Raw genomic sequence first — 23,799 nt, 5'->3', positions numbered from 1 at the left:
AAATCGCCATCGATAACGCGGGCATTCTGGCTGCACGCGGTGTTCTTTGGTTTTTCGCGAGCAAGCCCGCTCCTACAACAAGAGGGTCAGTGCATCAGCAGTCGGTCAGCCGCAGGAAAATCGCCGCCAACTGCTCGATGCCGGCCTGATCCTGCGCGGTAAACCGCGACAGTGATGGGCTGTCCAGGTCCAACACACCAATCAAGCGCCCGTCCTTGACCAACGGAACGACCAACTCGCTGTTCGACGCACTGTCACAGGCGATATGCCCCGGAAATGCATGCACGTCTTCCACCCGCTGGGTTTGCAGCGAGGCCGCTGCCGCGCCGCACACACCGCGACCAAACGGAATGCGCACACAGGCAATCTGGCCCTGAAAAGGCCCGAGCACCAACTCTTCATTGCGGTTTAGGTAGAAACCCGCCCAGTTCAAATCGTCCAGCTGATTGAACAGGAATGCAGAAAACTGCGCCGCATTGGCAATGAAGTCCCGTTCATCCGCCAGCAACGACTCCAACTGCGCATGCAGCATGGCGTAACCATCAAGGCCGGCTGCGGACGGTTGCAAATCAATCATGGTTGACGCTCCAACAACTTGAGGCCCACCCAATAGCGGGCGAACTGATAGGCACAACGGCCGTTGCGATTGCCACGCCCGGTTGCCCAGCGCACTGCGAGGATGTCCAGTTCTTCATCGCGCTGCCACTGCAAACCGGCCTTGCTCGCCAACTCGCCGATCCAGTGCTCGACCACATCCAGGAAGTGTTCCTGATTGAACGGGTAAAACGACAGCCACAAACCGAAACGGTCAGACAAGGCAATCTTGTCCTCCACCGCTTCGTTGGGATGCAGTTCGCCGTCTACGGTCTTCCAGTTTTCGTTATCGCTCTGGTTCTCGGGCACCAGGTGGCGACGGTTGGAGGTGGCATACAACAAGACGTTTTCCGGTGCCTGCTCCAGGGAGCCGTCGAGCACGCTCTTGAGCACACGGTAATCACTCTCGCCGGCTTCAAAGGACAGGTCATCACAGAACAGCACAAAGCGCTGTGGCAATTTGACCAGTTGCTCGACCACTCGCGGCAGATCCGCCAGGTGATCGCGCTCGATCTCGATCAGGCGCAAACCGGCCTTGGCATGCTGGGCGAGCAAGGCGCGCACCATGGACGATTTACCCGTGCCGCGCGAGCCCCAGAGCAACGCATGGTTGGCCGGCAGGCCGTCGAGAAACTGTTGGGTGTTGCGGGCCAGTTGTTCGCGCTGTTTATCCACGCCGATCAAGTCAGACAGGCGCATGTCCAGGCTGACTTCCAGCGGCAGTAAAAAGCCGCTGCGTCCTTCGCGCTGCCAGCGGGCAGCCAGGCAATGGTTCCAGTCAACAGCCTCGCGCGGGGCGGGCAACAAGGGTTCCAGGCGAGCAAGTACCGCGTCGGCTCGCTCAAGAAAGGCATTCAATCGAGAATCCACGACTATTCCTCTGGCAAGTTCTTGTAAAAGATGGCGTATTGGCAACCCTGAGGCAGACCGTGCAGGGCTGCACCGAATAAAATCGATTCATGCCGGGCAAGTTTGACCTGTGGATGTTCAGCTATGCTTGCCGGGCGAAAGGAAACGTAAAGTGGTACAGCACCCGATGGATATCAAGTTCGCCCACCGCTTGTCTTATAAACAAGCCAGACTGACAGTGCTGGTCGGATTCGTCTTGGGAACCTTGCTCAGCCTGATACAGATCGGGATTGATTATGCCAGCGAAGACGCTTCCATCAACCGGGAAATACGTGCACTGATTGAAATCAGTCACAACCCGGCCTCGCGCATCGCCTATAACATCGACGCCGAACTGGCCCAGGAGCTGACCCTCGGCCTGCTGCACTCCCCCGCCATCACCCATGCACAACTGATCGACAACAACGGTTTGGTACTGGCCGATGTCCATCGACCGCGCAAGGAAAGCACCTACCGGCCCATCAGCGACTTCCTGTTTGGCGCCAACCGCCAATTCGAAGACCGGCTGTACCTCGCGCACATGCCCAATGACGCCCTCGGCGTGCTGCGCCTGGACGTCGACACCTACGCGTTCGGCAGCCGGTTCCTGCGCCGTGCCGAAATCACCCTGCTCAACGGTTTTGCCCGCAGCCTGCTCCTCACCGGCATTCTGCTGGCGCTGTTCTACGTAATGCTGACCAAGCCGCTGGTGCGCATTATTCGCGAGCTGAGTTCACGCAAGCACGCGCGACTGGACTGCCCACCGGGACACGAACACGATGAAATCGGCGTGTTGGTCGACGTCGCCAACCAACAGTTTGAAAACATGGAGACCGAAATCCAGCAGCGACGGCACGCCGAGAACCGCCTCACGGAATACCTCGGGCAACTGGAGAACATCGTTTCTGCGCGTACCACCGAGCTCAAGGCGATCAACCATCGGCTCAGTCTTTCAAACGACGAACTGGAAGCGGCGAAGATGACGGCCCTGGCCATGGCCCAGGCACGGGCGGCGTTCCTGGCCAACATGAGCCATGAAATCCGTACCCCGCTCAATGGCCTGCTGGGGATGATCGCTCTCTCCCTCGACAGCCCGCTGAACGCCGAGCAACGCCAGCAGCTGTCGATCGCCCATGACTCGGGCAAAGTACTGGTGGAACTACTTAACGATATCCTCGACCTGTCCAAGTTCGACGCCGGCCAACTGGAACTGGAAAACATCCCGTTCGACCTCGGCGCACTGGTGGAAGACACCGCCAACCTGCTCTCGCAAAATGCCGCGCCCAGTGTGGAGTTGACGTGCCTGATCGACCCGCAGTTTCCAGCCCAGGTGCTGGGCGACCCGACGCGGGTACGCCAAATCGTCAGCAACCTGCTGTCCAACGCCCTGAAGTTCACGCGGTTTGGCCGGGTGGACGTGCGCCTCAGTGCGCAAGCCGGCCGGGTCAGGATCGAGGTGTGCGACACCGGTATCGGGATCGCCCAGGACGCCCAGGTGAAGATCTTCCAGCCGTTCACCCAGGCCGGCGCGGGCATCACTCGCCAGTTTGGCGGGACCGGCCTGGGCCTGGCGCTTACCCACAACCTGTGCGAAGCCATGCAGGGACGGTTAAGCATCAGTTCCGAGGCAGGCTTTGGCAGCCAGTTCTGCGCCGACCTGCCCTTAGCCACGCATTTACCGGCGGTGCGCCTGGCGCCGTTGTCCGGGGACGTAATTGCGATCACCAGCACCAGCAGTGGCCTGGCGGAATTGCTCAACAGCCTGCTGCCGAGCTGGGGGTTGACGCCGCGCTGTTACTCCATCGACGACGACTTGAGCGGGCAGAACCCCGACCTGCTGATCACCGACTGCCCCGAATGCCTGTTTCGCCTGCGCCCGACGATCACCGCGCCGATCTTGCTGGTGACCGCCTATGGCAACTTCATGCCCAGCGAAGAAGTCGCGGCCCTGGCGCCCCTGCAGCAGCAAGCCAGGCCCCTGAGCCGCACCGCGCTGTACCAGATTTTGCAGCGCAACTTGCGCACCGATCCCGACCTGGTGCTGGACCTGATCCAACTGGAAACCGGCCCGCTCGCTCATCGGGCGCGCATCCTGCTGGTGGAAGACAACCCGGTTAACCAACTGGTGGCCAAGGGCATGCTCGGCAAACTCGGTTGCGAGGTAATCGTCGCCGCCCACGGTGGCGAAGCCCTCAAGTTGCTGGAAGAACAGAGCTTCGACATGGTGTTGATGGACTGCAACATGCCGGTGATGGATGGCTATGAAGCCAGCCGGCAGATTCGCCGCAGCGGGCGCTGGCCGGACCTGCCAATTGTCGCGCTGACCGCCAACGCCATGTCCGAGGAGCGTGAGCGCTGCCGGGCGGCCGGCATGAACGACTACCTGGCCAAGCCGTTTCGCCGGGAAGAACTCAAGGCTTTGCTCGACCTGTGGGTGCCGACTACGACAAGTCTTTGATCTGGCGCAACAGCTGATCCAGGCCATCACGCAGGGCATCGGCCTGGTTCAGGTCAACTCCGCTGTCACACAATAGCCGCGCCTTCAACGGTTGCACTTGGTCACGCAGGTTCTGGCCTTTTTCGGTCAGGCTCAGGTGCACTTCACGCTCATCCAGCGCGCTGCGCTGGCGCCTCACTAGGGCTAGCTGCTCCAGACGCTTGAGCAGCGGCGTCAGCGTGCCGGAATCCAGCAACAGGCGCTCGCCCAAGGCCTTGACCGTGGGTTGTGGCATGGCCGCACCGTGCCATTCCCACAGCACCAGCATCACCAGGTATTGCGGGTAGGTCAGGCCCAACTGCTCAAGCATCGGCTTGTAGGCCCGGGTGACCGCGCGCGAGGCCGCGTAGAGCTTGAAGCACAGTTGGTCGTCGAGAGCCAGGGACAGGTCGGTCATTTGAGCAGGGCTTCGATCTCTTGGGTCAGGTCCTGGGGCTTGGTGGTGGGGGCAAAACGCTTGACCACCTGGCCGTCGCGGCCGATCAGAAACTTGGTGAAGTTCCACTTGATGCCCTTGGAACCCAGTAAACCCGGGGCCTGCTTTTTAAGCTGCACGAACAACGGGTGAGCATCGCTGCCGTTGACGTCGATCTTCTTGAACAACGGGAAGCTGACACCGAAGTTCAACTCGCAAAATTCAGAAATGGCGCCTTCGTTGCCCGGCTCCTGCTTGCCGAACTGGTTGCAGGGAAAGCCCAGCACCACCAGGCCCTGGTCCTTGTAGTGCTGCCAGAGTTCCTCAAGCCCCTTGTATTGGGGGGTAAAGCCACATTTGCTGGCGGTATTGACCACCAGAATCGCCTTGCCGGCAAAATCGGCCAATGTCTTTTGCTCACCCTTGATGGTGGTGCAAGGGATGTTCAGCAGGTTGTCGCTCATGGCAGTGCCTCGAAAGAGATAGGAAGAACCAAAAGATAGTAGGCAATTCAATTGTGTGCAATTTAATTGCCCGGGCTTATACCTGCCTATAACAACCCCTGCGGGCGCCAAGGCCCGCAGAAGGTCGACGGTCTAGCGTGGCACCAGATCCAAGCACACCGAATTGATGCAGTAACGCAAGCCGGTCGGCGGCGGGCCATCCGGGAACACATGACCCAAGTGCGCATCGCATTTGGCGCAGGTGACTTCGGTGCGGACCATGCCATGGATGACGTCCCGAATCTCGACCATCGCCTGCTCGGCGATCGGCTCGTAGAAGCTGGGCCAGCCGCAGCCGGAGTCAAACTTGGCTTTGGAATCGAACAGCGGCTCATTGCAGCAGATGCAGTGGTAGACGCCATCGGTCTTGGTGGCGTTGTACTTGCCGCTGAACGGTCGCTCGGTGCCTTTGAGGCGGCACACGTTGTACTGCTCCGGGTCGAGCATGGCTTTCCATTCATCAACGGTTTTCTGCAACTTTTCCATCGGTACACCTCGGCAACTGAAAAAGCCTGATCTGTGTCTTTTCCATGGATCAGGCGGCACGTATGATTGCGCCTCGTCAAAGCGCCAGTCTGGCACCCGCGTTACCGGCATTCAAACGTATTTATGGGTCAGGCCAACGCAGGATTCTCAGCACGGTAGTCTTCACACCGTCTGGATCGTTCATTTTCAGGATCACATCGCCATGCAGGTCAGCAAATCGAACAAGCTCGCCAACGTCTGCTACGACATTCGCGGCCCGGTGCTCAAGCACGCCAAGCGCCTGGAAGAGGAAGGCCATCGCATCCTCAAGCTGAACATCGGCAACCCGGCACCCTTTGGCTTCGAAGCGCCGGAGGAAATCCTTCAGGACGTGATCCGCAACCTGCCTACCGCCCAAGGCTACAGCGACTCCAAAGGCCTGTTCAGTGCGCGCAAGGCGGTCATGCAGTACTACCAGCAAAAGCAGGTTGAAGGTGTCGGCATCGAAGACATCTACCTGGGCAACGGCGTGTCCGAGCTGATCGTCATGTCCATGCAGGCCCTGCTTAACAACGGCGACGAAGTACTCGTTCCGGCCCCCGATTATCCGCTGTGGACGGCCGCCGTCACACTGGCCGGCGGCCATCCAGTGCACTACCTGTGTGACGAGGGCGCCGACTGGTTCCCGGACCTGGCCGACATCAAGGCCAAGATCACCCCGAATACCAAGGCGCTGGTTATCATCAACCCGAACAACCCCACCGGCGCGGTGTACTCCAGGGAAGTGCTGCTGGGCATGCTCGAACTGGCACGCCAGCACAACCTGGTGGTGTTTTCCGACGAGATCTACGACAAGATCCTGTACGACGATGCCGTGCACATCTGCACGGCTTCCCTGGCGCCCGACCTGCTGTGCCTGACCTTCAACGGCCTGTCGAAATCCTACCGGGTGGCGGGTTTCCGTTCCGGCTGGATCGCGATTTCCGGCCCCAAGCACAATGCCCAGAGCTACATCGAGGGTATCGACATGCTGGCCAACATGCGCCTGTGTGCCAACGTGCCAAGCCAGCATGCCATCCAGACCGCCTTGGGTGGCTACCAGAGCATCAACGACCTGGTACTGCCACAGGGCCGCCTGCTGGAGCAGCGCAACCGTACCTGGGAACTGCTGAACGCAATTCCGGGCGTCAGCTGCGTGAAGCCCATGGGCGCGCTGTATGCTTTCCCGCGGATCGACCCGAAAGTGTGCCCGATCTTCAACGACGAGAAGTTCGTGCTTGATTTGCTGCTGTCGGAAAAGCTGCTGGTCGTCCAGGGCACGGCGTTCAACTGGCCGTGGCCGGATCACTTCCGGGTGGTCACGCTGCCGCGGGTGGATGACCTGGAGATGGCCATTGGTCGTATCGGCAACTTCCTGAAGTCCTATCGCCAGTAACCGACATTGCGCTGTACGGCCCACCCCCGGTCGTACAGCGATTATCTGGCAACACTTCTCTACCCTGCGCGGCCCGCGCCACCTTTTACACTCGCCGGCTCTACCGTTGCTTGGGCATCACCCTATAATTACAGGGCCGCGAGCTAATCAGGCGAGGCTCTCGAACTGCATCTGGCGTCGGAAATTCCCTTCAAGGCTCTACATTCAGGCTGTAGGACACAGTTTGAAATAGTCCCTCGGTTGAATACCCCCATGCCGCACCTTATATACCCCGCAGTACGCGACATATTTAGCATGAGGAGAATTCTACAACCATGATGCGCATTCTGCTGTTCTTGGCCACTAACCTGGCGGTCGTGCTGATTGCCAGCATCACGCTGAGCCTTTTCGGCTTCAATGGGATCATGGCGGCCAACGGGGTTGATCTGAACCTCAATCAGCTGCTGATCTTCTGTGCGGTCTTTGGTTTTGCCGGGTCGATTTTCTCGCTGTTCATCTCCAAGTGGATGGCGAAGATGAGCACCAGCACCCAGATCATCACCCAGCCACGTACCCGGCATGAGCAATGGCTGCTGCAAACCGTCGAGCAATTGTCCCGCGAAGCCGGGATCAAGATGCCTGAAGTCGGGATCTTCCCGGCCTATGAAGCCAATGCCTTTGCCACCGGCTGGAACAAGAACGACGCCCTTGTGGCCGTCAGCCAAGGCTTGCTCGAGCGTTTTTCGCCCGACGAGATCAAGGCCGTGCTGGCCCACGAGATCGGCCACGTGGCCAATGGCGACATGGTCACTTTGGCGCTGGTGCAAGGCGTGGTGAACACCTTCGTGATGTTCTTTGCGCGGATCATCGGCAATTTCGTCGACAAGGTGATTTTCAAGAATGAACAGGGCCAGGGCATCGCCTACTACGTGGCGACCATTTTCGCCGAACTGGTACTGGGTTTCCTCGCCAGCTCGATCGTGATGTGGTTTTCACGCAAACGCGAATTCCGCGCAGACGAAGCCGGTGCACGCCTGGCCGGTACCGGCGCAATGATCAGCGCCCTGCAGCACCTGCGCTCCGAACAGGGCTTGCCGGTGCACATGCCGAACACCCTGACAGCCTTTGGCATCAACGGTGGTATCAAGCAAGGCATGGCTCGTCTGTTCATGAGCCATCCACCGCTGGAAGAGCGGATTGACGCACTGCGTCGCCGCGGCTGATAGCAACAAGAAGAAGGGGCGATTTGATCGCCCCTTTTTTGTGGGCGCGATTCAGTCTTTGGCCAGGCGATACACTCGCTCTTCCAGGCGTGTGACGCCCTCCTGAACGAACTTCCAGCTCTGGTCCAGAATGTCCTGCTCCTGCAGTACCTCCAAGCTCCAATGCGCGCCGAGCAGCAGCTTCACTTCCTCGTCGCTCACCGCAAACGGCGGGCCCGCCTTCTGCGACTGTTCATAGTCGAGGGTGATTAACAGGCCACGACTGCCTGCCGCCAGAATCCTGGTCAAGTGCGCGACGTACTTTTCTCGCATCAACGGCGGCAAGGCAATCAACGCCGCCCGGTCGTAAAGCGCCCGGCAATCTGCCACTGCGCCTGCATCCAGGGCGAAGAAATCCCCGCACCAGAGTTCGATGGAGCCCGCCTGGTAGACCTTGAAAGCACCGCGCTGACTGATCTGCGGCGTCAGTTCCTGCTCGCTGAAAAACTCCTCAACGGCCTTTTCCGACAGTTCGACCCCAATCACCCGATGCCCGACACTCGCCAGCCACACCAGGTCCAGGCTCTTGCCGCACAACGGCACCAACACTTGCGCTGTGCGCTCCACGCCCAGCCCAGGCCAGTGGCGCAGCAGGTATGGATTCACCTCGGGCAGATGAAACCCCGTCTGATTGCGCGCCCACCGCTCATGCCAAAATCCAGGTTCCATGATTAACCCTAAAACTTGATCAAATAGCGCTAAAACTTATATTAGATTTAGATCAATGATCTGATTGAAGATGGCCCCATCTTAACCCTCAGGACCCGCTCATGCTCCCCAGCCTGTTTATCTCCCACGGTTCGCCCATGCTCGCCCTGCAACCAGGCGCCAGCGGCCCGGCACTCAAGCGCCTGGCGGCGGAGCTGCCACGGCCCAAGGCCATTGTGGTGGTCTCGGCGCACTGGGAAAGCCAAGGCCTGTTGGTGACCGGCAGCGCCGCACCCGAGACCTGGCACGACTTCGGCGGCTTCCCACGGGAATTGTTCGCCGTGCAGTACCCGGCGCCCGGTAACCCGCAATTGGCAGGCCAGATAGTCGAGCTGCTCAAGGCGGACGGCCTGGAGGCGCGCATTGATGACCAGCGTCCTTTCGACCACGGCACCTGGGTGCCCCTGTCACTGATGTACCCGGCCGCCGATATTCCGGTGGTGCAGGTATCGCTGCCAAGCCGCATGGGCCCTGCCCTGCAAACCCGTGTCGGCCACGCACTGGCGAGCCTGCGGGAACAAGGCGTGCTGCTGATCGGTTCCGGCAGCATCACCCATAACCTCGGCGAACTGGACTGGCACGCCGGGCCTGAAAGCATCGAGCCCTGGGCACGGGACTTTCGCGATTGGATGGTCAGCAAACTGGCAGCCAACGATGAAGCCGCCCTGCACGACTATCGCCGCCAGGCTCCCCATGCCGTGCGCAGCCATCCCAGCGATGAGCATTTGCTGCCACTGTATTTCGCCCGGGGCGCAGGCGGTGAATTCAGCGCGGCCCACCAAGGCTTCACCATGGGTGCGCTGGGCATGGACATCTATCGCTTCGCTTGATCGAAGGCAAAAAAAATCCCCGAACCAGTCGGGGATTTTTTATGTTCGATCAATCAGCCCAAAGGCGGATCAATCTTCGCGGTAGCGACGCAGCTTCAACTGCTTACCGGCAACGCGAGTGTCCTTCAGCTTGGTCAGGAGTTTCTCCAGGCCATCTTCCGGCAGCTCCACCAGGGAGAAGCTGTCACGCACCTGGATGCGACCGATCGCTTCACGTGCCAGGCCACCCTCGTTGAGGATAGCGCCCAGCAGGTTCTTGGCGGCGATGCCATCACGCGCGCCCAGCGCGGTACGGCAGCGAGCACGGCCTTCAGCCAATGGAACCGGAGCACGACGCTCGCGATCACCACGGTCTGGACGGTCGCCAGTACGTTCTGGACGATCACCGCGCGGAGCGTTGTTCGGCACCAGTGGACGTTCTTTCTCGATCGCCGCCAGGGTCAGGGCTTGACCATTGGTAGCCTTACGCAGCAGGGCAGCAGCCAGGGCACGCGGGGTGCAACCGATATCGGCAGTCAGGCGGTCCAGCAGATCACCGTGGGTCGATTCAGCGTCAGCCACCAGCGGCGACAGGCTGTTGGTCAGTTTCTTGATGCGGGCATCGAGAACAGCCTGGGCATCCGGCAGGCGGACTTCGGCAACTTTCTGACCGGTTACACGCTCGATCACTTGCAGCATGCGGCGCTCACGTGGAGTCACCAGCAGCAGTGCACGACCTTCGCGACCGGCACGGCCGGTACGGCCGATACGGTGAACGTAGGACTCTGGATCGTAAGGCATGTCCACGTTGAACACGTGGGTGATACGTGGAACGTCGAGGCCACGGGCAGCAACGTCGGTCGCCACAACGATGTCCAGACGGCCATCCTTGAGGGAGTCGATCACGCGCTCACGTTGGTTCTGGGCAATGTCACCGTTCAGCGCAGCGGCTTTGTAGCCTTTGGCTTCCAGGGCACTGGCCAGGTCCAGGGTCGCTTGCTTGGTGCGCACGAACATGATCAGGGCGTCGAAGTCTTCGACTTCCAGCAGGCTCAATACAGCCGAGGTCTTCTGGTCAGCGTGAACCAACAGGTGAGCCTGTTCGATCGCGGTAACGGTCTGAGTCTTGGTCTGGATCTTCACGTGTTGCGGATCGCGCAGATGGCGTTCGGCAATGGCACGGATCGACTGTGGCAGGGTAGCCGAGAACAGTACGGTCTGACGGGTTGCTGGCAGCGCCTTGAAGATGACTTCCAGGTCGTCCATGAAGCCCAGCTTGAGCATTTCGTCAGCTTCGTCCAGAACCAGGTGGTTCACGGTCGACAGCACTTTTTCGTCGCGACGCAGGTGGTCGCACAGACGGCCCGGAGTGGCGACAACGATCTGTGCGCCGTTACGGATTGCTTTCAGTTGTGGGCCCATAGGCGCGCCGCCGTAAACGGCCACAACGGTAACGCCCGGCATTTGCTTGGCGTAGGTTTCGAAAGCGGTTGCTACTTGCAGCGCCAACTCACGGGTTGGCGCCAGGATCAGGGCTTGCGGCTCGCGCTTGGCAGGATCGATACAGTGCAGGATTGGCAGGGCGAACGCGGCGGTTTTACCGGTACCGGTTTGCGCTTGGCCAATCATGTCTTGGCCGGCCATGATGATCGGGATCGATTGCTGCTGAATAGCCGAAGGTTCTTCGTAGCCAGTCGCGATGACGGCAGCAAGAATATTCGGGTTAAGATTAAAAGCGGCGAAGCCGCCGGTTTCCTGGGTCATGGGTCTGCCTCTAAGTGCATCCGCAAAGACCCATGCTCCAAAGCTGCGCATGCCGTGTTGAGACTCAAGAGTCGCCCTGGCTGCTTTGTCGGCGGGGATTTGCGAAAACGAATGAATGAAAAAGATTCGTCAAGGAAGAGTCCGCTGTGCGGACGAGCAGCCGAAGCTGACTTCGGGGAATTGCGCTACCTAAACGCGGCCCGGTTAAAGGCCGGCGCGCACTATACCGGAAATCGCTGAAAAAGGGAGCTTTTTTTATCGAAAACCACAGGGGAACTGCTCTGCGTCAAAGGCTTTGCGCATCCAGGCAGCAGGGTCTATTTTTCAAAGGCCCGGCCCTGTTGGTCATGACGCTTAAACGGTTCACCCTTTACAGCGGGCCCTTCGGTCCGAAACCTCATTTTGCGCCCGAGGGCACACCCCATGAACCAAGCCACCAGCAGCCGCGTCAGCCGTGAACAGCAGGGCCATATCCTGTTGCTGGGCCTGGATCGCGTGGCCAAGCGCAATGCGTTCGACCTCGAGTTGCTCAATGAGTTGAGCCTGGCGTATGGCGAATTTGATCGCAATGAAGAGGCGCGGGTGGCCATTGTCTTCGGGCATGGCGATCATTTTACCGCAGGGCTGGACCTGGCCAATGTGGGGCCAACCATGGCGCAGGGCTGGCAGCCGCCGTTGGGTGGCTGTGATCCGTGGGGTGTTTTCGCCGGGCCCCGGGTGAGTAAACCGGTGATCGTTGCGGCCCAGGGGTACTGCCTGACGATTGGTATCGAGCTGATGCTGGCGGCGGATATCAATCTGTGTGCCAGTAATACTCGTTTTGCGCAGATGGAAGTGCAGCGTGGGATCTTTCCTTTTGGGGGCGCGACGTTGCGTTTTCATCAGATTGCCGGGTGGGGGAATGCCATGCGCTGGTTGCTCACTGGGGATGAGTTTGATGCCCATGAGGCGCTGCGGTTGGGGTTGGTGCAGGAGGTGATGGCCAGCGAGGATTTGCTGCCTCGGGCGGTGGCCTTGGCAAACCGCATTGCGCAGCAGGCGCCGTTGGGGGTGCAGGCCACGCTGATGTCAGCACGCCAGGCGCGGATGGAGGGCGAGACAGCGGCGGCGGCCGGGTTGCCTGTGTTGGTGGAGAAACTGCTGAACAGTGAAGATGCCAAGGAGGGTGTACGGGCGATGGTCGAGAAGCGGCCCGGGGTGTTTAAAGGCTGTTGATGGGGGGCTTGAGGGCGGGTACATATCCGTTATTTGGGTGATGGCTTGTATGGGTTCCGCCCTTACGGCGGGTCACTTTTGAAAGGAGCCCAAAAGTAACCAAAAGGCTCTTGCCCCACCACTCGGCACCTCGCTTGGGCTCGGTGTGCCCTCACTCCGGCATTACTCCGCGGGCCGCCGCGACGGCCCGTCCCTGGCCCGTCGCGGCTAAACCGGCGTCCTGCCGGTTTACCCGCTCCGTAATACCTGCGTTCGGCCAGCGTGGTTGACGGGGCGCCTAAGATCAAGATCACAAGCAGATCAAGAACACAGCGGCCTACAGGCCGGCTTGAGTGTTAAAAGCCAGATCAAAAGCTAAAGCGGGCACGGTTCCAATGTAGGAGCTGGCTTGCCTGCGATGGCATCGCCGCGGTGTATCTGAAAAACCGAGTCGCCTGCATCGCCGGCAAGCCAGCTCCTACAGCTTTTGCCCTGGCTTTTAACACTCAGGTCGGCTTTCAGGCCGCCGTGCACTTGATCTTGCTTGTGATCTTGATCTGACTGCCCCATTCAGCCCGAGGCCGAACGCAGGGATTGAGGAGCGGGTAAACCGGCAGGACGCCGGTTTAGCCGCGACGGGCCAGGGACGGGCCGTCGCGGCGGCCCGCGGAGCAATTCCGGAGTGAGGGCACACCGAGCCTAGGCGAGGTGCCGACAGGCGGGGCAGAGCGTTTTGGTTACTTTTGCGCTTTTCAAAAGTGACCCGCTGTAAGAGCGGAACCATAAGCCGCCGTTACCCCAATAACGGATAAACACACCCTCCAAAAACCTAAGTAGCAGCCCGAATCGCCTTGATCAACGCCTGCAGCGAATACCCCAGCCGCGGCGCCAACCCCTCAGCCCGTGCAGACAACGCAGGCATATCCAAAGCCTGGTCCAAATCCGCCGGCACCAAAAGAATCACATTCCCCTCCTTCACCGGCAACTCCCAGTAGTGCCGATGATACAACCCACGCAACAACGCCGCCCCCAGCGGTTTACCATCATCCGTAGCCCACTGATTAATCACCAGCCACCCCCCAGGATTCAGCTTCTTCTGGCAGTTCTCCAGGAACTTCCAGGCCAAATGCCCAACCCCCGGCCCCACATCGGTATACAAATCAACAAAAATCAAATCCGCCGACTCAGCAGTGGGCAGCAACTCCAGCGCATCCCCGACACGGATATACAGCCGAGGATCATCATCCAACCCCAAAAACTCGATAGCCAGGCGCGGCACATCAGGCCGCAGCTCGATGGCCTCAACGTCTTCCAGAGGCAGAAACTTCAGGCAAGCCTGGGTCAACGTCCCAGCCCCCAACCCAAGAAACAACGCACTCTCCGGCTGATCATGGCACAACGCCCCAATCAGCATCGCCCGGGTATAGTCGTACTCCAGCCAACTCGGGTCAGCCGTAAACACACAACTCTGCTCAATGGCATCGCCAAATTCGAGAAAGCGATAATCAGCCACTTCCAGCACGCGGATCATGCCGAAGTCATCATGGACCTCGGCCAGCAGGCGCTCGACGCGCTCCTCAGACATTGCAACTCCTAACGGCGTGCCAACGGGAAAAGCGAGATTGTGGGCGAACCGGCGGCAGCAGGTCACGTACTAATTGCTGATAACATGGCGCCCCGACCGCAAATCACTCGAGTTCATGATGAGCCAACCCTGGAGCCCCGACAGCTGGCGCGCCCTGCCGATCCAGCAACAACCCCAGTACCCCGACGCTGCACATTTGTCACAGGTCGAGCAAAACCTGGCGAGTTACCCGCCACTGGTGTTTGCCGGTGAAGCCCGTGAGTTGCGCCGTCAGTTTGCCGAGGTCACCCAGGGTCGCGCCTTCCTGTTGCAAGGCGGTGATTGCGCCGAGAGTTTTGCCGAGTTTTCGGCGGCAAAAATCCGCGACACCTTCAAGGTGCTGCTGCAGATGGCGATCGTGATGACCTTCGCCGCCGGTTGCCCGGTGGTCAAGGTCGGCCGCATGGCCGGCCAGTTCGCCAAGCCGCGCTCGTCCAACGATGAAACCATCGACGGCATCACCCTGCCCGCCTACCGCGGAGATATCGTCAACGGCATTGGCTTCGATGAAAAAAGCCGCGTGCCCGACCCCGACCGCCTGCTGCAGTCCTACCACCAGTCCACCGCCACACTGAACCTGCTGCGGGCATTTGCCCAGGGCGGTTTTGCCGACCTGCACCAGGTGCACAAGTGGAACCTGGACTTTATCGCCAACTCGGCCCTGGCCGAGAAATACAGCCAGTTGGCTGACCGTATCGATGAAACCCTGGCCTTCATGCGCGCCTGCGGCATGGACAGCTCGCCGCAATTGCGCGAGACCAGCTTTTTCACCGCTCACGAGGCGCTGCTGCTCAACTACGAACAAGCGTTCGTACGCCGCGACAGCCTGACCAACGACTACTACGACTGCTCGGCGCACATGCTGTGGATCGGTGATCGCACCCGCCAGCTGGACGGTGCCCACGTCGAATTCCTGCGCGGGGTCAACAACCCGATCGGGGTCAAGGTTGGCCCAAGCATGAACCCCGACGACCTGATCCGCCTGATCGATATCCTCAACCCGGACAACGACCCCGGCCGCCTGAACCTGATTGCGCGCATGGGTGCGAACAAGGTTGGCGACCATCTGCCGAACCTGATTCGCGCGGTACAGCGTGAAGGCAAGCAGGTGCTGTGGAGTTCCGACCCGATGCACGGCAACACCATCAAGGCCAGCAGCGGCTACAAAACCCGGGACTTCGCGCAGATCCTCAGCGAGGTGAAGGAATTCTTCCAGGTGCATGAAGCCGAAGGCACTTACGCCGGCGGGATTCATATCGAGATGACCGGGCAGAACGTCACCGAGTGCATCGGCGGCGCACGGCCGATTACCGAGGATGGCCTGTCGGACCGCTACCACACCCACTGTGACCCACGGATGAATGCCGATCAGTCGCTGGAATTGGCGTTCCTGATTGCCGAGACGCTAAAACAGGTCAAGCGCTAAGAGCGCCACCCGCAACCGCGCCGCACTGGCCCGCTGGCAATTGAGCTGTATCTGCTCAAGCCCGAGCCAGTCGGCCATCTGCCGCAGATTCAGGGCCAGCGCCCGCATACCCTCCTCGTCCAGCCCCGGCTCTTCCTCGTGAACTGCATGCACCGCCAGCCGCCCTGCCGCCCGCTCCGCGCGTAAATCCACCCGCGCCGCGATCCGCTCATTGTGCAGGAACGGCAGTACGTAATAGCCGTACACCCGCTTGTGCTGGGGCGTGTAGATCTCCAGACGGTAGCGGAAATCGAACAACCGCTCGGTACGGCTGCGCTCCCAGATCAGTGAATCAAAAGGCGATAACAACGCACTGGCCGGCACCTTGCGCGGGATTTTCGGCTCGGGCAGGCAATAAGCCGGCTGCTTCCAGCCCTGCACTTCGCACGCTATCAATTGCCCGTCCTCGACCAACTCCGCCAGGCGCGCCCGGCTGTCGGCCGGGTCCAGGCGAAAGTAATCGCGCAGGTCTTTTTCGGTGCCCACCCCCAACGCCGTGGCGCTGTGCAACAGCAAGCCGCGTTGCGCCTCGGCCTCGCGCAAAGGTGTTTGCTGCAGAATGTCAGCCGGGATCACCCGCTCCGGCAAGTCATACAACCGCTCAAAACCGCGCCGCCCGGCGACGGTCACCAAGCCTGCGGCGAACAACCATTCCAGCGCATGCTTTTCATCACTCCAATCCCACCACGGGCCGGCGCGCTCCTCGCGGGTCGACAAACTGCCCGCGCCCACGGCGCCCTGTTGCTCGACGATGCCCAGCACCCGCGCGATGGTAGCCTGCTGCTCGCGACCAAACCGCGCCATTTGCTGATAGATGCCCTGCCCCTGAGCCGCCCGCTCCATGCGCCAGCGCATCAATGGGTACAGCGCCATCGGCAGCAACGAAGCCTCGTGCCCCCAATACTCGAACAGCGACCGCCGCCGGCCCGAGCTCCAGGCAGCCTGTTCAAGAATCAACGGGGAGTAATTACCCAGGCGGGAAAACAGCGGCAGGTAGTGCGAGCGCACCACCGCATTTACCGAATCAATCTGCAACACACCCAAACGCTCAACCAGGCGATTGACCTGTGCGGCCTTGATCAACGCAGGCGGCTGGCGCCCGGAAAAACCCTGGGCCGCCAGCGCCAGGCGTCGCGCCTGCTTGAGGGAAAAGGACAATTGTGCGGGCATGTGCATCTCCTTGTGTGCTCGCGAACCACCCTACTGCATCCCGAGTCATTTTCGCAGCGGGTCTTCCCAAAAATGCAGGCGGGCTTCCTGCTCGACATCGCCACGGTTGAGCCCGATGTCTTTGAGCGCCTCATCGCTCATGCTCATCAACAGTTGCCGTTCACGGTGCATGGCAAGCCAACGGAAACCCCATTGAAACAGCCCGGAAAACGGCCGCGTCGCCATCAGTACAAAGCCTCTTTGACCTTTCATCATCTTGCCCTCCAGTGGGGATGACTGAAGTCTGTACCTGGGGCTATGATCAATCCAACGAATGTTTCTTATGCCATACATCTCGGAGATTGATCGATTGTCCAGCTACCCGAGTATCGACACTGAAGTGCTGCGCACCTTCGTCGCCATCGCCGACCAGGGTGGTTTTACCCGTGCCGGCGAGCAGGTCAACCGCACCCAGTCGGCGGTGAGCATGCAAATGAAACGCCTCGAAGAAGACGTGTTGCAGCGCAAGCTGTTCGAGCGCGATGGCCGCCAGGTGCGGTTGACGCCCGAAGGCCAAGTGCTGTTGGGCTATGCCCGCAGGATCCTGAAGCTGCACAGCGAGGTGTTCAACACCCTGCGCGAGCCGCATATGGTGGGGCTGGTGCGCATCGGCACCCCAGACGATTACGTGATGCGTTTTCTGCCGGGCATCCTCAAGCGCTTTTCCAAGGCATACCCGCTGATCCAGATTGAAATGCACTGCGAGTCGTCAGTGGTGTTGATGCAGCGCCGGGACCTCGCCCTGACCGTAATCAGCCGCGAACCAGGCTACGAAATCGGCGAGTTGTTGCGCACTGAACGCTTGGTGTGGGCAGCGGCACCCTGCTTTTGCGTGAATGAACACGAGACGCTGCCCCTGGCGATTTCCGGCGTCGACAGTTTTTGCACCCAGTGGACCCGCGGTGCGCTGGATGCGGCCGGACTTGACTACCGCCTGGCGTACCACAGCTCCAACGGCGCGGCGATTCAGGCGGTGGTTGGTGCCGGGTTGGCGGTGATGGCCAGCATGGAAAGCCTGGTAACCGAAGACCTGCGCATACTGGGCTCGGCAGAAGGGCTCCCGCCGCTGCCGTCGATGAACCTGCGCTTGCTGCGCAACACGGCAATGACCTCACCGATCACCGAATGCCTGGCGGAGTACATCCTCGAAGGCTTCAAACTTTAAAGGTCAGCATCACCGCGCAAATCGCCAGGAACCCGCAGAACAGCCCGCGCAACATACGCTCCGGCATGGCATGGGCGACTTTTACGCCCCAACTGATACTGAGCAGGCCACCAACGGCCAAGGGCATGCCGATCATCCAGTCCACTTCATGGTGCCAGGCGTAAGTCACCAGGGTCACGCTGGTGCTCGGCAGCGCCAGGGCCAGCGACAGCCCTTGGGCAACCACCTGGCTGGTGCCAAAGATGCTGGTCAGCACCGGGGTGGCCACTACCGCACCGCCTACCCCGAATAAGCCGCCCATCGACCCGGAAGCCGCGCCCAACACCCCCAGCCACGGCCAGGAATAACGCATCTGCGCCGAAGGCGGCGCGTTATGGGTAAACATTCGCAAAAGGTTGTAGGACGCCAGCACCAGCAGAAACGCGATAAAACCCACGCGCATCACATCTGCATCAATCCCCACCGCCCAGATCGAGCCCAGCCAGGCGAAGGAAAAGCCCATCACGCCCAGCGGCAATGCATGACGCAGTTCAATCCGGTTGCGCTGGTGATAACGCCACAACGCGAGCATCACATTGGGCACCACCATTACCAGGGCCGTGCCCTGGGCGATCTGCTGGTCCAGGCCGAAAAACACGCCCAATACCGGAATCGCGATAAGCCCACCGCCAATGCCGAACAAGCCGCCGACGGTGCCCAACGCCACGCCCATCACCAAATACAACGCTAAATCTGCCACCACTGCTCTCCCGCCAATCCCAGGCCTTGCATGCTACGCAGTCCGGTGTAGCGCGGAAACGCACAGCAACGCACAATGGCTGTGCCAATCTCGCATAAGCAGCCGCCTATGAACCCCAACACCCTGACCGATCAACTGAGCCTGTTTCTGGATGTGCTGCAGGCCGGCAGCTTTTCCGCCGCCGCACGCCGCCATCCGCTCACGCCCTCGGCTGTGGCGCGGCGCATCGACAGCCTGGAAAGCTCGGTAGGCAGCCGGCTATTTCAACGCAGCACCCATGCGGTGGTGCCAACCCCGGCCGGCCTGGCGTTTGCCGAGCGCGCCCGCCGAATTGTCAGCGAGCTGCAACTGGCACGCGCCGAAGCGGTGTCGTTGAGCCACGCACCTGAAGGGTTGATCCGGGTGGACGCGCCGGCGGCCTTTGGTCGACGGCATTTGGCGCCTGCCATTGCCGACTTTCTTAACGTTTACCCGGGTCTTGACGTGCACCTGCACCTGATCGACAGCTTCGTCGACATGCAGGGCGAGCATTTGGGCAAAGTCGACCTGGTGCTGCGCGCCGGGCATATCGTCGACACCCGGCTGATTGCCACGCCCCTGGCCAGTATCGTGCGCATCGCCTGCGCCAGCCCGGCCTACCTGAAAAGTCGCGGCACCCCCACCCATCCCAGCCAGTTGAACGAACACGATGGCCTGGACTGGGAAGGCTTGGCGCCGATGTTCGCCTGGCGTTTTGAACTAGACGGGCGCAAAGCCACCTACCGCCCACAGCGCATTCGCATGAGCGCCAACAATGCCGAAGCCCTGCTATCAGGCGCCCTGGCCGGGCTGGGCATCGCACACCTGCCCACTTGGCTCGCCAGCGAGTACCTGGTACGCGGCGAATTGGTGCCACTGTTCTGCGAGAACGGCCTGCCCAACCCGGAAACCGCCGGCATCTATGCCCTGCGCCTGGAACAGCATGCCAACGCCCGCAGCCGCTTATTGCTGGAATACCTCAAGGCCCGCTTCAGCCCGGCAGCGCCTTGGGATCTGGCGCTGCAAAGCTCCTTTGGCTGACCACACAGACAAAATTATCTGGCGCGTTAAAGATTTGCCCGCTAGATTCAAAACCAGACACGTTTTAAGGCACTGCCATGACCAAGCCCCTCGAACCCTGCGAATCCCTGTTGCTCGACAACCAGCTGTGCTTTGCCCTGCATTCCACCTCGTTGTTGATGACCAAAGTCTACAAACCCCTGCTGCAAACGCTCGGCCTGACCTACCCGCAGTACCTGGCCATGATGGTGCTGTGGGAAGAAGACGGCTTGACCGTAGGTGAAATCAGCAACCGCCTGCTGACGGACCCCGGCTCCCTGACGCCGCTGCTCAAGCGCCTGGAGGCCGAAGGCATGCTCAGTCGCACCCGCAGCCGAGAAGACGAGCGCGTGGTAGTAGTTGAGTTGACCAATGCCGGCCGCGCGCTGCGGGACAAGGCGATGGACATTCCGCAGTGCATCCTGGGCGCCAGCGGGCTGGACATCGAACAACTGCGCAAGCTGCAGGGGGAGTTACTGGCGCTGCGAGGGAATTTGCAGCGTAGCGTGTAACCAAGATCCGCGTGCCAGAGGGCCCAACCCTCACACGCGGATTTTTTTGTAAATTTATCTTGCGCACTAACTATTAGCGCGATACACTCATCTCGCCACTTACTTAGCGCGCAAATAATTAGCGCGAAATTGACGAGGAAATCACCATGCAAACTCTCTACACCGCAGTAGCTACCGCCACCGGCGGCCGTGATGGTCGCGCTGTTTCGAGCGATAACATCCTCGATGTAAAACTCTCTACGCCCAAAGAGCTGGGCGGCGCGGGCGGCCAGGCCACCAATCCTGAGCAACTGTTCGCTGCCGGTTATTCGGCCTGCTTCATCGGCGCCCTGAAATTCGTTGCCAGCCAGACCAAACGCAAAATCCCGGATGACGCTTCGATCACTGCCCACGTCGGCATCGGTCAAATCCCCGGCGGTTTCGGCCTGGATATCGACCTGCACGTCAGCCTGCCCGGCCTGGCCCAGGACGATGCCCAAAGCCTGGTCGACGCGGCCCACCAGGTCTGCCCGTACTCCAACGCCACCCGTGGCAACGTCGATGTGCGTCTGCACGTAACCGTCTAACCCACTCGTTTTTTTTGGAGAAGAACATGAACACATTTGGCAAAGTACTCACCGGCACCCTGCTCGCCCTGTCCATCACCAATGCCTTCGCCGCCTCCGGCGATGTCGAGCACACCACCCAGGCTTTTCTGGATGTGCTGAACGCCGGTACCGGCAAGCCGATTGAACAACTGACACCGAAGGAAGCCCGTGCGGTGTTGACCGGCGCCCAGGCCGGCGTCAAGTTGACCCTGCCCAAGGCCGACGTCAGCCAGAAAACCATTCAGGTCGACGGCAAGCCACTGGACTTGACGATTGTTCGCCCGGCCGGGGTCAAGGGCACCTTGCCTGTGTTCATGTTCTTCCACGGTGGTGGTTGGGTGCTGGGGGATTACCCGACCCATGAACGCCTGGTGCGAGACCTGGTGGTTGGCTCGGGGGCCGTAGCGGTGTTCGTCAACTACACGCCTTCCCCTGAAGCGCACTATCCGGTGGCGATCAACCAAGCCTACGGCGCGACCAAATGGGTGGCCGAACACGGCAAAGAGATCAACGTTGATAGCAAGCGCCTGGCCGTTGCCGGCAGCAGTGTCGGCGGCAACATGGCGGCCGTGGTCAGCTTGATGGCCAAGGACAAGGGCACCCCGGCGATCAAGTTCCAACTGCTGCTGTGGCCGGTGACTGACGCCAACTTCGACACGGGTTCCTACAACCAGTTTGCCGAAGGGCACTTCCTCACCCGGAACATGATGAAGTGGTTCTGGGACGAATACGCCCCCGATGCCAGCCAGCGTGCCGAGATCTACGCCTCGCCGCTACGAGCTACCACCGCCCAACTGAAGGGTTTGCCACCTGCGCTGATCCAGACCGCAGGCTCCGATGTGTTGCGTGACGAAGGCGAGGCGTATGCCCGCAAACTGGATGAAGCCAGCGTGCCGGTGACCACCGTGCGCTACAACGGCATGATCCACGACTACGGCCTGCTCAACGTGGTCAGCCAGGTACCGGAAGTACGCTCGGCACTGCTGCAGGCATCCGAAGAACTGAAGCAACACTTGAAGTAAAAAGCGCCCACAAAAAAGCCCGACTCATGGTCGGGCTTTTTCTTGTCGTACCGGAAGGCAAGAATTACTTCTTGGCGCGACCTTTGTACGAACCACCTTCACGGGTGTCGATCTCGATGTCGTCACCGATTTCGATGAAATCTGCAACTTGCAGTTCGGTACCGTTCTTCAGTTTGGCAGGCTTCATCACCTTGCCCGAAGTGTCACCGCGAGCGGAGCCTTCGGTGTAGTCAACCGTACGCACGATGGTGGTCGGCAGCTCTACGGATACCAGACGCTCTTCGAAGAAGATAGCTTCGCAAACGTCGGTCATGCCTTCTTCCACGAACGGCAGAACAGCTTCGATGTCTTCGGCGTTCAGCTCGTACATGGTGTAGTCGGTGGTGTCCATGAACGTGTAAGTGTCGCCGCTGATGAAGGACAGGGTCGCTTCTTTGCGGTCGAGGATCACGTCGTCCAGTTTGTCGTCGGCGCTGTAGACGATCTCGGTCTTGTAACCGGTCAGCAGGTTCTTCAGCTTGGTCTTCATGATTGCGCTGTTACGACCAGACTTGGTGAACTCAGCTTTCTGAACCAGCCAAGGGTCGTTTTCGAGACGGATCACTGTACCGGGTTTCAGTTCTTTACCAGTTTTCATTGCGAATATCCGAAATTTGGATGGGATTTACAAAAATCAAGGTCGCGTATCATATCCAATTTACATAAAACTGTACCAGCGCCGTCGCAAGATCGGGCCGCGAGCCTTGTTCCAGAGCCCATTTTTCGGCGTTCGCGGTCACTTCCGGCCAGTGTTCAAGCAGCATTTTCCAACTTTGTGCCATATCGCCATCAGCATTCCAGGCTTGCCAAAGGGTGACCAACGCGGCTTTCGCGGCCGGCGACAAGCCTTCGGTGTACAGCTCGAGGAAGGCGTCCAGCTTGTCCAGGTGAATGTCTTCGTCCTGGCGATAGATGTGCCACAACAGCGGCCGCCCTGCCCATTGCGCCCGCACAAACGAGTCTTCGCCGCGCACCGCGTTGAAGTCGCAGCACCACAACAGGCGGTCGTATTGCTCCTGGCGCACGAACGGCAGCACTTGTACGGTCAAGACATCGCGCCGGTGCACATCGCCCACACTTAACGACTCGACACCCAGCCAACGCTGCACGTCACCGAGGATTCGCCCTTCCGGCACCAGCAGGTGAGTGGCGCGCCCATCGGCCGCCAGCACGTCGAGCCAACTGGCCAAACCGGTGTTTTCATAGGCAAACAACGACATCATCCGCGCGCCGGAGGCAGGTAAAACCCCAAGCGCCTGCAAAAAGTGTTGCCGGGCGCTGGCGTCTTGCTGGAAGGCATCGCGCTGTTCCAACAGCCCGTCCTCGCGCAGCAAGCCGCCGGTACCGGGACGGAATCCAGGAAAGAAGAAGTACTTTTGCACGCCCTTGAATTTCACCGATGGCAGGCCGTGGCACCCGACCACCCAGTCCTCGGCGCTCAGGTAATCCAGGTTCATCCACAGCGGCGTGCGTTCGCGCGCGGCCATCGCTTCCATATAGTCCGGCGGCAGTTGGCAGGCGAACGCAGCAATCACCACGTCTGCCGCGTCGGTCGCCGGCCAATCGCGAGGCCAGTGGCGCACGTCAACGCCCTCTTGCCACTGCTGGGGCAGCTGCACATCGATCTCGGGGCACATGCGTTCGAACGCCCGCAGGTCATCGACCCACAGGCGCACCGCGCAACCTTGTTCGGCCACCAATTGCCGGGCCAGGCGCCAGGTCACGCCGATGTCGCCGTAGTTATCGACGACGCTGCAAAAAATATCCCAGCGGGCTTTCATTCCGGGCTCCTACGCTCAAAGGCTCGATTGTCCGTATAAATGCCTCGATTGCGAAGGCTTGATCGC

At 60.3% G+C, this 23,799-nt stretch carries 24 protein-coding genes; 11 read left to right on the top strand and 13 right to left on the bottom strand.

All coding sequences use genetic code 11. From position 1 onward, the window contains the following. Positions 1-94: 94 nt before the first annotated feature. Positions 95-577: a GAF domain-containing protein gene (locus RGV33_RS09840; protein ID WP_322144102.1), complete on the bottom strand. Its 483-nt coding sequence runs from the start codon at positions 575-577 to the stop codon at positions 95-97. Further along, positions 574-1,464, bottom strand: a complete 891-nt coding sequence (locus RGV33_RS09835; protein ID WP_322144101.1) for an ATP-binding protein — start codon at positions 1,462-1,464, stop codon at positions 574-576. The genes RGV33_RS09840 and RGV33_RS09835 overlap by 4 nt, the downstream gene beginning before the upstream one ends. A gap of 166 nt (positions 1,465-1,630) precedes the next feature. On the opposite strand from RGV33_RS09835, the gene RGV33_RS09830 reads away from it, so the two are divergent. Then, on the top strand, positions 1,631-3,940 hold the full coding sequence (locus RGV33_RS09830) for a hybrid sensor histidine kinase/response regulator (protein ID WP_322144100.1): 2,310 nt from the start codon (positions 1,631-1,633) through the stop codon (positions 3,938-3,940). Here RGV33_RS09830 and RGV33_RS09825 read toward each other — a convergent pair. The 3 genes from RGV33_RS09825 to msrB form a co-directional block, all read right to left on the bottom strand. Beyond that, positions 3,924-4,376 (bottom strand): MarR family transcriptional regulator, encoded by a 453-nt coding sequence (locus tag RGV33_RS09825; protein ID WP_322144099.1) that lies wholly within the window; start codon positions 4,374-4,376, stop codon positions 3,924-3,926. The two genes, RGV33_RS09830 and RGV33_RS09825, sit on opposite strands and share 17 nt — an antisense overlap. Next, entirely contained in the window at positions 4,373-4,858 is a 486-nt protein-coding gene (locus tag RGV33_RS09820) for a glutathione peroxidase (protein ID WP_177047138.1), read from the bottom strand. Before RGV33_RS09820 ends, RGV33_RS09825 begins: the two co-directional genes overlap by 4 nt. 132 nt (positions 4,859-4,990) lie before the next feature. Then, positions 4,991-5,383: a peptide-methionine (R)-S-oxide reductase MsrB gene (msrB, locus tag RGV33_RS09815; RefSeq protein ID WP_322144098.1), complete on the bottom strand. Its 393-nt coding sequence runs from the start codon at positions 5,381-5,383 to the stop codon at positions 4,991-4,993. A gap of 202 nt (positions 5,384-5,585) precedes the next feature. Here msrB and RGV33_RS09810 point away from each other — a divergent pair, with 202 nt between their 5' ends. Next, the gene (locus RGV33_RS09810) at positions 5,586-6,797 is read left to right on the top strand and encodes a pyridoxal phosphate-dependent aminotransferase (protein ID WP_322144097.1); all 1,212 of its coding nucleotides are present in this window, start codon (positions 5,586-5,588) and stop codon (positions 6,795-6,797) included. A 314-nt stretch (positions 6,798-7,111) separates the two neighbouring features. Next, positions 7,112-7,999: a protease HtpX gene (gene htpX / locus RGV33_RS09805; protein WP_322144096.1), complete on the top strand. Its 888-nt coding sequence runs from the start codon at positions 7,112-7,114 to the stop codon at positions 7,997-7,999. Positions 8,000-8,050: 51 nt separating this feature from the next. Here htpX and RGV33_RS09800 read toward each other — a convergent pair whose 3' ends face one another. Then, positions 8,051-8,707: a thiopurine S-methyltransferase gene (locus RGV33_RS09800; RefSeq protein WP_322144095.1), complete on the bottom strand. Its 657-nt coding sequence runs from the start codon at positions 8,705-8,707 to the stop codon at positions 8,051-8,053. 101 nt (positions 8,708-8,808) lie between these two features. Between RGV33_RS09800 and RGV33_RS09795 the strand changes: the two genes are divergently transcribed. Then, on the top strand, positions 8,809-9,576 hold the full coding sequence (locus RGV33_RS09795; protein WP_322144094.1) for a class III extradiol ring-cleavage dioxygenase: 768 nt from the start codon (positions 8,809-8,811) through the stop codon (positions 9,574-9,576). Positions 9,577-9,645: 69 nt separating this feature from the next. On the opposite strand, the gene RGV33_RS09790 is transcribed toward RGV33_RS09795, so the two are convergent. After that, complete coding sequence (locus RGV33_RS09790; protein ID WP_003209050.1) at positions 9,646-11,319, bottom strand: DEAD/DEAH box helicase; 1,674 nt, start codon at positions 11,317-11,319, stop codon at positions 9,646-9,648. A 423-nt stretch (positions 11,320-11,742) separates the two neighbouring features. Here RGV33_RS09790 and RGV33_RS09785 point away from each other — a divergent pair, with 423 nt between their 5' ends. Then, positions 11,743-12,534, top strand: coding sequence for a crotonase/enoyl-CoA hydratase family protein (locus RGV33_RS09785; RefSeq protein WP_322144093.1), 792 nt, complete (start codon positions 11,743-11,745; stop codon positions 12,532-12,534). 808 nt (positions 12,535-13,342) lie between these two features. Here RGV33_RS09785 and RGV33_RS09780 read toward each other — a convergent pair. Then, positions 13,343-14,098 (bottom strand): spermidine synthase, encoded by a 756-nt coding sequence (locus tag RGV33_RS09780; protein WP_322144092.1) that lies wholly within the window; start codon positions 14,096-14,098, stop codon positions 13,343-13,345. Between the two features lie 118 nt (positions 14,099-14,216). Between RGV33_RS09780 and RGV33_RS09775 the strand changes: the two genes are divergently transcribed. Further along, positions 14,217-15,563, top strand: coding sequence for a class II 3-deoxy-7-phosphoheptulonate synthase (locus RGV33_RS09775; protein WP_003218681.1), 1,347 nt, complete (start codon positions 14,217-14,219; stop codon positions 15,561-15,563). On the opposite strand, the gene RGV33_RS09770 is transcribed toward RGV33_RS09775, so the two are convergent. Beyond that, the gene (locus tag RGV33_RS09770; RefSeq protein ID WP_322144091.1) at positions 15,543-16,772 is read right to left on the bottom strand and encodes a winged helix-turn-helix domain-containing protein; all 1,230 of its coding nucleotides are present in this window, start codon (positions 16,770-16,772) and stop codon (positions 15,543-15,545) included. The genes RGV33_RS09775 and RGV33_RS09770 overlap by 21 nt on opposite strands. A gap of 45 nt (positions 16,773-16,817) precedes the next feature. Then, the gene (locus tag RGV33_RS09765) at positions 16,818-17,024 is read right to left on the bottom strand and encodes a DUF1127 domain-containing protein (protein ID WP_322144090.1); all 207 of its coding nucleotides are present in this window, start codon (positions 17,022-17,024) and stop codon (positions 16,818-16,820) included. A 70-nt stretch (positions 17,025-17,094) separates the two neighbouring features. On the opposite strand from RGV33_RS09765, the gene RGV33_RS09760 reads away from it, so the two are divergent. Next, positions 17,095-17,976: a LysR family transcriptional regulator gene (locus RGV33_RS09760; RefSeq protein ID WP_322144089.1), complete on the top strand. Its 882-nt coding sequence runs from the start codon at positions 17,095-17,097 to the stop codon at positions 17,974-17,976. On the opposite strand, the gene RGV33_RS09755 is transcribed toward RGV33_RS09760, so the two are convergent. Then, on the bottom strand, positions 17,966-18,715 hold the full coding sequence (locus RGV33_RS09755) for a sulfite exporter TauE/SafE family protein (RefSeq protein ID WP_322144088.1): 750 nt from the start codon (positions 18,713-18,715) through the stop codon (positions 17,966-17,968). The genes RGV33_RS09760 and RGV33_RS09755 overlap by 11 nt on opposite strands. Before the next feature lie 108 nt (positions 18,716-18,823). On the opposite strand from RGV33_RS09755, the gene RGV33_RS09750 reads away from it, so the two are divergent. From RGV33_RS09750 to RGV33_RS09735, 4 genes are all read left to right on the top strand, one after another. Continuing rightward, positions 18,824-19,774, top strand: a complete 951-nt coding sequence (locus RGV33_RS09750) for a LysR family transcriptional regulator (protein ID WP_322144087.1) — start codon at positions 18,824-18,826, stop codon at positions 19,772-19,774. A gap of 77 nt (positions 19,775-19,851) precedes the next feature. Further along, positions 19,852-20,304, top strand: a complete 453-nt coding sequence (locus tag RGV33_RS09745) for a MarR family transcriptional regulator (protein WP_322144086.1) — start codon at positions 19,852-19,854, stop codon at positions 20,302-20,304. A gap of 146 nt (positions 20,305-20,450) precedes the next feature. Next, on the top strand, positions 20,451-20,870 hold the full coding sequence (locus tag RGV33_RS09740; RefSeq protein WP_034126737.1) for an organic hydroperoxide resistance protein: 420 nt from the start codon (positions 20,451-20,453) through the stop codon (positions 20,868-20,870). A 26-nt stretch (positions 20,871-20,896) separates the two neighbouring features. Then, positions 20,897-21,913 (top strand): alpha/beta hydrolase fold domain-containing protein, encoded by a 1,017-nt coding sequence (locus tag RGV33_RS09735; protein ID WP_322144085.1) that lies wholly within the window; start codon positions 20,897-20,899, stop codon positions 21,911-21,913. A gap of 64 nt (positions 21,914-21,977) precedes the next feature. Here the strand turns inward: RGV33_RS09735 and RGV33_RS09730 are convergent, their stop codons facing one another. Both RGV33_RS09730 and earP read right to left on the bottom strand, forming a co-directional pair. After that, positions 21,978-22,550 carry an elongation factor P gene (locus RGV33_RS09730; RefSeq protein WP_065876590.1) on the bottom strand — a complete coding sequence of 191 codons (573 nt, stop codon included), beginning with the start codon at positions 22,548-22,550 and terminating at the stop codon, positions 21,978-21,980. Positions 22,551-22,599: 49 nt separating this feature from the next. After that, positions 22,600-23,733 carry an elongation factor P maturation arginine rhamnosyltransferase EarP gene (gene earP / locus RGV33_RS09725; RefSeq protein ID WP_322144084.1) on the bottom strand — a complete coding sequence of 378 codons (1,134 nt, stop codon included), beginning with the start codon at positions 23,731-23,733 and terminating at the stop codon, positions 22,600-22,602. Positions 23,734-23,799: the final 66 nt, after the last annotated feature.

This window comes from Pseudomonas sp. Bout1, from assembly GCF_034314165.1.
In the GTDB taxonomy this organism is placed as follows: Bacteria; Pseudomonadota; Gammaproteobacteria; order Pseudomonadales; family Pseudomonadaceae; genus Aquipseudomonas.
This window is presented reverse-complemented; position numbering and strand designations above follow the sequence as displayed.

What these genes read in the sequence shown, in the direction of transcription:
- RGV33_RS09840 (WP_322144102.1), bottom strand. Translation starts at nt 577, where the DNA reads ATGATTGATTTGCAACCGTCCGCAGCCGGCCTTGATGGTTACGCCATG.
- RGV33_RS09830 (WP_322144100.1), top strand. Translation starts at nt 1,631, where the DNA reads ATGGATATCAAGTTCGCCCACCGCTTGTCTTATAAACAAGCCAGACTG.
- RGV33_RS09825 (WP_322144099.1), bottom strand. Translation starts at nt 4,376, where the DNA reads ATGACCGACCTGTCCCTGGCTCTCGACGACCAACTGTGCTTCAAGCTC.
- RGV33_RS09820 (WP_177047138.1), bottom strand. Translation starts at nt 4,858, where the DNA reads ATGAGCGACAACCTGCTGAACATCCCTTGCACCACCATCAAGGGTGAG.
- msrB (WP_322144098.1), bottom strand. Translation starts at nt 5,383, where the DNA reads ATGGAAAAGTTGCAGAAAACCGTTGATGAATGGAAAGCCATGCTCGAC.
- RGV33_RS09810 (WP_322144097.1), top strand. Translation starts at nt 5,586, where the DNA reads ATGCAGGTCAGCAAATCGAACAAGCTCGCCAACGTCTGCTACGACATT.
- htpX (WP_322144096.1), top strand. Translation starts at nt 7,112, where the DNA reads ATGATGCGCATTCTGCTGTTCTTGGCCACTAACCTGGCGGTCGTGCTG.
- RGV33_RS09800 (WP_322144095.1), bottom strand. Translation starts at nt 8,707, where the DNA reads ATGGAACCTGGATTTTGGCATGAGCGGTGGGCGCGCAATCAGACGGGG.
- RGV33_RS09795 (WP_322144094.1), top strand. Translation starts at nt 8,809, where the DNA reads ATGCTCCCCAGCCTGTTTATCTCCCACGGTTCGCCCATGCTCGCCCTG.
- RGV33_RS09790 (WP_003209050.1), bottom strand. Translation starts at nt 11,319, where the DNA reads ATGACCCAGGAAACCGGCGGCTTCGCCGCTTTTAATCTTAACCCGAAT.
- RGV33_RS09785 (WP_322144093.1), top strand. Translation starts at nt 11,743, where the DNA reads ATGAACCAAGCCACCAGCAGCCGCGTCAGCCGTGAACAGCAGGGCCAT.
- RGV33_RS09780 (WP_322144092.1), bottom strand. Translation starts at nt 14,098, where the DNA reads ATGTCTGAGGAGCGCGTCGAGCGCCTGCTGGCCGAGGTCCATGATGAC.
- RGV33_RS09775 (WP_003218681.1), top strand. Translation starts at nt 14,217, where the DNA reads ATGAGCCAACCCTGGAGCCCCGACAGCTGGCGCGCCCTGCCGATCCAG.
- RGV33_RS09770 (WP_322144091.1), bottom strand. Translation starts at nt 16,772, where the DNA reads ATGCCCGCACAATTGTCCTTTTCCCTCAAGCAGGCGCGACGCCTGGCG.
- RGV33_RS09765 (WP_322144090.1), bottom strand. Translation starts at nt 17,024, where the DNA reads ATGAAAGGTCAAAGAGGCTTTGTACTGATGGCGACGCGGCCGTTTTCC.
- RGV33_RS09760 (WP_322144089.1), top strand. Translation starts at nt 17,095, where the DNA reads ATGCCATACATCTCGGAGATTGATCGATTGTCCAGCTACCCGAGTATC.
- RGV33_RS09750 (WP_322144087.1), top strand. Translation starts at nt 18,824, where the DNA reads ATGAACCCCAACACCCTGACCGATCAACTGAGCCTGTTTCTGGATGTG.
- RGV33_RS09745 (WP_322144086.1), top strand. Translation starts at nt 19,852, where the DNA reads ATGACCAAGCCCCTCGAACCCTGCGAATCCCTGTTGCTCGACAACCAG.
- RGV33_RS09740 (WP_034126737.1), top strand. Translation starts at nt 20,451, where the DNA reads ATGCAAACTCTCTACACCGCAGTAGCTACCGCCACCGGCGGCCGTGAT.
- RGV33_RS09735 (WP_322144085.1), top strand. Translation starts at nt 20,897, where the DNA reads ATGAACACATTTGGCAAAGTACTCACCGGCACCCTGCTCGCCCTGTCC.
- RGV33_RS09730 (WP_065876590.1), bottom strand. Translation starts at nt 22,550, where the DNA reads ATGAAAACTGGTAAAGAACTGAAACCCGGTACAGTGATCCGTCTCGAA.
- earP (WP_322144084.1), bottom strand. Translation starts at nt 23,733, where the DNA reads ATGAAAGCCCGCTGGGATATTTTTTGCAGCGTCGTCGATAACTACGGC.